We start from the raw sequence: 5,421 nt of genomic DNA, 5'->3' as shown, positions 1-5,421 counted from the left end.
GCGCTCCCACCCGCGGCCGGCCGCCAAACCGGGCGGGCCCCCTGCCCCCCCCACCGTGTTTTGGGGGTTGCGCCCCCGCGCCCCCCCCCCCCCCCCCCCCCCCCCCACAACTCGCTATGTCCGGGCGCGCGACTCGCGGTGTTTTGGCGCGCGACTCGCTGTGTTCTGGGGCGCGACTCGCCGGGGGGTTTGTTCTCGGTGTTCCTGGGGGTGGGGTGGTTAGGGGAGGTGTAGTAGTTCTTGGACTATTTGTTCCAGGGGGCCGGAACTGTGCCACAGTGGGGTTTCGCCGGTGTGGGATTTTCGTATGCGGGAGGCGACCGCCCATTGTTCCCACGTTTGGAGACTGTCCTCGAGGTCGGCGTGACTGTGTAGGCCGAAAAGGGCGTCCACTGTTCTTGTGGTGGTCGGGGCGGCGAGGGTCGTGGGTACGAAAACCCAGCCGACGGCACGCAGTGGAGCCACTGCGGTCATGAGCCGGTCGTGCTCGGCACTCACAGTTCCCCCAAGGGTTTCCGGAGGCGGGCGGCACGCCGGAGCGCAACGGGGAGGACCGCTCGACGACGTGCCACCCGCCGATGTGCCCGGTCCGGGAGGGTTGGAGTGGGGACCGGGCTCGTGTGGCGTCACTGTGCCCGGAATCGATCATCGGGTGCAAGTTGTCAGCCCGCGAAAAGGCAATGACCACCTGATCAGGGGAGGCGTGTAACTTTCGGAAAAATGCGTATAACTCTGGTCGTGAAAATGCCCCCGCACCTGGGGATTCCCGGGTGCGGGGGCATTCTCCGCGGGGCAGCTCCAGCTTGTCGGAGCGTCGAGCTGCCAGGTCTGCCGGTGCTACGTCAGCGGCTCGGTCCGCACGGTGAAGCGCGGGTCGAGGTGCGCGGTGTCGTTGAACCGGCGGATCAGCCACCGCTCACCCCACACCACGAGCTGTGTGATCGACGCGTTGTCGGCGTCGATGAAGGCGAACGGCCGCGAGCCCGTGGCCATCGAGACCACCTGGCCGATTGTCCCGCCGTGGGTGAACACCGCGACGCGCCGGTCGGTGTGCGCGGCGGCGATGCGGGTCAGCGACTCGCGGATGCGGGCGGCGAAGTTGTCGGTCGACTCGGCGCCCGGGATGATGTCCCACCGCTCCTTGGTGAACATCTCCTGCGCGATCGGGTGCTGCTGCGCGACCCGGATGCGGAACAGCCCGCCCTCCCATTCGCCCAGGTTGATCTCCCGCATGCCCGGCTCGACCACCGGCGTGATGCCCAGTCGCTTGGCCAGCGGCTCCGCGGTCTGGTGCGTCCGCCGCAGGCTGGTCACGTAGAGGCCGTCGAGTGTCTCGTGTTCGAGGCGCTTCGCGACCAGCTCGGCCTGCTCCTCGCCGATCTCGGCGAGCGGCGGGTCGCCCTGGCCGTCGACCATGGGGAACGGGCGGTCCTCGCGTGCCGGCTGGGACTCGCCGTGCCGGACCAGCAGGATCTCGGTGGCGCCCTCCGGGAGGGTGAAACGGAACTGGCGGTACTCCTCTGAGTTGGTCACGCCCCCATTCAACCGAATACTCGAAGTCGAGTATTTGAGCTAAGATACCCGCATGGGCAAGCGGAAGGTCGCCAACCCGCTCGCGCTCGCGGTGCTCTCCCTGCTCGCGGAGAAGCCGATGCATCCGTACGAGATGTCGAGCACGCTGCGGGAACGGGCCAAGGAGCAGAGCATCAAGCTCAACTACGGCTCGCTGTACTCGGTCGTCGACTCGCTGGTGCGGCACAAGCTGATCGACGTCCAGGAGACCGTCCGCGAGGGCAGGCGCCCGGAGCGCACCGTCTACGCGATCACCGACCCCGGCCGGATCGAACTGGTCGACTGGCTGTCGGAGCTGCTCTCGGTACCGGTGAAGGAGTACCTGCAGTTCGAGGCGGCCCTGTCGTTGATGCCGGTGCTGTCCCCGGAGGTCGTGCTGCGGCTTCTCGAAGTCCGCCGCACCCGGCTCGACGGGGAGATCGCCTCCAACGACGGCGTCCTCTCGGCCATGGCCGATCGCGGCATGCCCTACCTGTGGACCATCGAACTCGACTACACGCAGGCCCTGCTGCGGGCCGAGCGTGACTTCGTGCGGGCCACGATCGACCGGCTGGCCAAGGAGGACCTGCCCGAGGTGCGTGCGTGGAAGCGGGCGCACGAGCTGGCCGAGGGCGTGCCGAGCGAGGCCGACTGGGACCGCGCGGTGCGGGAACAGCCGCAGAGTGGCATCAACTGGCAGTAGAAATGACACCACTGTTGACGTCACGGTGACATCGCCACCATACTCGACTTCGGATATACGGAATCCGGATACAGCACTGGCCGGGTGCGGCAACACCCGGCCAGTGACCAGAAACCCAGGCTCGTCCCGCGAAGGCACGGCACCAGGCTGCACCTCCAGAATAGCCGTGCGCGCGGACCTGCCTGGTCACACCGACCAGGAGGGAATCGTCCGATGAGGCATTCCTCGGCCATCGAGGCCGTCGATCTCGTGAAGAAGTACGGGGAGGTCACGGCCCTCGACGGGCTCAGCTTCTCCGTGCCCGCGGGGACCGTGTTCGGCCTGCTCGGGCCGAACGGCGCGGGCAAGTCGACCACCATCAAGATCCTGACCACGTTGTCGACGCCGACGGGCGGGTCCGCGACCGTCGCCGGGGTCGACGTGCTCGCCCGGGCAGGCGACGTGCGGCGCGCGATCGGGGTCGTCACGCAGGGCTCTGGCACCGACCGGCAGGCGACCGGCCGGGAGAACCTGCTGCTCGCGGCCCACATCCACGGCATGCGCGGGCGCGCCGCCAAGGAGCGGGTCGACGAGCTGCTCGAGCTGTTCGACCTGACCGCGGCCGCGAAACGCCTGGTCAAGGCGTACTCGGGTGGCATGCAGCGCAAGCTCGACGTCGCCATGGGGCTGGTGCACCGGCCGTCCGTGCTGTTCCTCGACGAGCCGACCACCGGGCTCGACCCGCAGGCCCGCAGCGAGATGTGGGCGGAGATCGCGCGGCTGGCCAGGCAGGAGCGGCTGACGATCCTGCTCACGACCCACTACCTGGAGGAGGCCGACCACCTCGCCGACCACCTCGTGATCGTGGACCGCGGCAGGCTCGTCGCACAGGGGAGCCCCGAGGAGCTGAAGAGCGAGCTGCGTGGCGACGCCGTCGTGGTCGAGCTGGCGCCGGACGCGCCGGTGGACACCGCGCGGACCGCGATCGAGGCGATGGCGCGGGAGGTCACCGTGACCGGCCGGACCATCCGCGCCCGCGTCGACCACGGGGCGTCGGCCGTGCCGTCGGTGCTGGCGACCCTCGAACGCGCGGCCGTCCCGGTGGCGGCGGTGACCGTGGCACGGCCCGCGCTCGACGACGTCTACCTGCGGCACACCGGTCGCACGTTCGCGTCGGCGTCGGCGTCGGCGGAGGTGGCGGTGGCATGAGCGGAGCTTGCGAAGCGAATCGTCGGCACCGGTGCCGCCACGGAGCCTGCGAGGGGGCGGCATGACAACGCTCGCGCCCCACACCGGGTATCTCACCGGACGGCTGCTGATGGCCACGCTGCGCCAGCCCGCGTTCGTGGTGATCATGCTGATCCAGCCGATGATCTGGCTGCTGCTGTTCGGTCAGTTGTTCAAGCGGATCACGGAGCTGCCCGGCTTCGCGACCGGGTCCTACATCGACTTCCTCACACCGGGCGTGGTCGTCATGACCGTGCTGTTCACCAGCGGGTGGGCGGGCATGGCGTTCATCGACGACATGGAGCGCGGCGTGATGGACCGCATGCTCGCGTCGCCGGTCAGCCGCGGCGCGATGATGCTCGCGTCCGTGCTCAACCAGGCGGTCACGATCGCCGTGCAGGGGATCGTCGTGGTGCTGGTCGGGCTCGCGCTCGGCGCCTCGTTCCCCGGTGGCCTGCCCGGCGTCCTGGTGATGTTCCTCGCGTCGGTGCTGCTCGCGGCCGCGTTCTCGTGCCTGTCCAACGGGATGGCGCTGATCGTGCGGACGTCCGAGTCGCTGATCGGGTTCTCCACGATGCTGACCCTGCCGCTGTCGTTCCTGTCGTCGGCGATGATGGCGCGCGAGGCGGCGCCGGAGTGGATCCGGACGGTGTCGTCGTACAACCCGGTCGACTGGACGGTGGTCGCGTCCCGCGAGGCGTTGTCCGCCGACCCGGACTGGGGCGCGGTCCTGGTGCGACTCGGCGGGTTGTTCGTGGTGGCCGTGGTGACCGGGTTCATCGCCACCCGTGCGTTCCGGGCCTATCAGAAGTCGCTATGACCGGTCATAGCCGTCGGCTATGAGCTGATGTCCCTTTGGTGGCTAGCCGCAGGCGGGACGTCAGCGCATCCTCGTGGTGTGCTTCCCGGACTCGTGCTCGTGACCGTCGCGACCGTCGTCGGCCGCGTGGTCGGCTCGCTCGTGCCGGCCGCCAGCGCGCTGATCGTCGGCATCGTCCTCGGGGTGGTGTGGCGGTCCCTCGCCGGTGACCGGCCCGCGTTCGCACCCGGGTTGCGGTTCGCGCAGACGTGGTTGCTGCGGGCCGGGGTGATGTTGCTGGGGTTGCAGCTCGCGGTCGCGCAGATCGTCTCGTTCGGACCGGCGGTGCTCGCGGTCGTGCTCGCCGCGGTGGCGGTCACCTTCGCCGTCACGTGGCGGCTCGGCCGCGCGCTCGGGGAGGCGCGGTCGCTGCTGCTGGCGACGGGGGTGTCCATCTGCGGCGCGTCCGCGGTCGCGGCGGTGAACACGGTCGCGGAGGGCGACGAGGAGGACGTCGCCGCGGCGATCACCGCCGTGACCGTGCTGGGCACCGTGGCCATCGGTGTCCTGCCGCTGGTGGCCGGTCTCCTCGGGCTGTCCGATCAGGACTTCGGGGTGGTCGCGGGCGCGAGCGTCCACGAGGTGGGGCAGGTCGTCGCGATCGGTGGCGCCGCCGGTGGGGTGGTGCTGCAGGTCGCGGTGGTGGTCAAGCTGGCGCGGGTGGTGTTGCTGGCGCCGCTGGTGATCGGGCTCGGGGTGCGCAGGCGGGTGCCCGTGCGCGGATCCGGGCCGGTCGAGACGGCGGCCCGGCCGCCGCTCGTGCCGTGGTTCGTCACCGGGTTCGTGGTGCTCGTCGTGGTCCGCGCGCTCGGCGTGGTGCCCGCGCCGGTGCTCAACCTGTCGACGGTGGCCACGAACCTGTTGCTGGGGGCGGGGATGTTCGCGCTCGGCGCCGCGGTGGACCTGCGTGCGGTCGTGCGGACCGGTGGGCCGTCGCTCGCCGTCGCGGGTGCGGGCAGCGCGCTGCTGCTGGCGCTCACCACCGTCGGCGTGCTGTTGGTCTAGATCCAATGCCGTTCAGTTAGGGCGTGGGTTGGGCTGTCAAGGGTCGGCTGGGGTGGTGATGTTGATGCTGATGGTGGCCTTGTAGCTGTTCCGGTCG

5 protein-coding genes are annotated in these 5,421 nt (G+C 70.0%); 4 read left to right on the top strand and 1 reads right to left on the bottom strand.

Annotated elements, in window-relative coordinates:
* Window positions 1–837 precede the first annotated feature (837 nt).
* Window positions 838–1,533: a histidine phosphatase family protein gene (locus ACIBVP_RS45635; RefSeq protein ID WP_396112814.1), complete on the bottom strand. Its 696-nt coding sequence runs from the start codon at window positions 1,531–1,533 to the stop codon at window positions 838–840.
* 52 nt (window positions 1,534–1,585) lie between these two features.
* Here ACIBVP_RS45635 and ACIBVP_RS45630 point away from each other — a divergent pair, with 52 nt between their 5' ends.
* The 4 genes from ACIBVP_RS45630 to ACIBVP_RS45615 all read left to right on the top strand — a co-directional run bounded on the left by ACIBVP_RS45630 (window position 1,586) and on the right by ACIBVP_RS45615 (window position 5,324).
* Window positions 1,586–2,254 (top strand): PadR family transcriptional regulator, encoded by a 669-nt coding sequence (locus ACIBVP_RS45630; protein WP_396112813.1) that lies wholly within the window; start codon window positions 1,586–1,588, stop codon window positions 2,252–2,254.
* 213 nt (window positions 2,255–2,467) lie between these two features.
* Complete coding sequence (locus ACIBVP_RS45625) at window positions 2,468–3,442, top strand: ABC transporter ATP-binding protein (protein ID WP_396112812.1); 975 nt, start codon at window positions 2,468–2,470, stop codon at window positions 3,440–3,442.
* A gap of 61 nt (window positions 3,443–3,503) precedes the next feature.
* Window positions 3,504–4,280, top strand: coding sequence for an ABC transporter permease (locus ACIBVP_RS45620; RefSeq protein WP_396112811.1), 777 nt, complete (start codon window positions 3,504–3,506; stop codon window positions 4,278–4,280).
* Window positions 4,281–4,358: 78 nt separating this feature from the next.
* Entirely contained in the window at window positions 4,359–5,324 is a 966-nt protein-coding gene (locus ACIBVP_RS45615) for a YeiH family protein (protein WP_396112810.1), read from the top strand.
* Window positions 5,325–5,421 lie beyond the last annotated feature (97 nt).

The organism is Actinophytocola sp. NPDC049390 (genome assembly GCF_044466355.1).
Classification (GTDB): domain Bacteria; phylum Actinomycetota; class Actinomycetes; order Mycobacteriales; family Pseudonocardiaceae; genus Actinophytocola.
Note: the sequence above shows the minus strand (reverse complement) of the source record. Positions and strands in the feature narration are given on the sequence as shown.